This window comes from Burkholderia alba (genome assembly GCF_034721475.1).
Classification (GTDB): Bacteria; Pseudomonadota; Gammaproteobacteria; order Burkholderiales; family Burkholderiaceae; genus Burkholderia; species Burkholderia alba.
Window position 1 is genome coordinate 1 of record NZ_JAWJWL010000190.1, and the last position, 366, is coordinate 366.

General features: G+C 63.4%; 1 pseudogene. It reads left to right on the plus strand.

From position 1 onward, the window contains the following. Positions 1-366, plus strand: a pseudogene (locus tag RZR99_RS33170) (mammalian cell entry protein); the annotation flags it as partial.

Here is a 366-nt window from a genome sequence, read left to right on the forward strand (position 1 = left end):
ACGATGCCGGTGACGATGAACGTCTACCCCGAGCGGCTCGGCCGGCGCTTCCGCGAAGCGGTTCAGAGCAAGGGCGAACTCGAGCGGCACGACATTCTGAAATGGCTGGTGTCGCACGGGCTGCGCGGCCAGCTGCGCACCGGCAACCTGCTGACGAGCCAGTTGTACGTCGCGCTCGATTTCTTCCCGAAGGCGCCGGCCGTGAAGATCGACGTTGCTCACACCCCGATCGAACTGCCGACCGTGCCGAACACGCTCGACGAACTGCAGCTGCAGGTCGCCGACATCACGAAGAAGCTCGACAAGGTGCCGTTCGACCAGATCGGCAACAACCTGAACGAAGCGCTGAAGAACGCCGACAAGCTG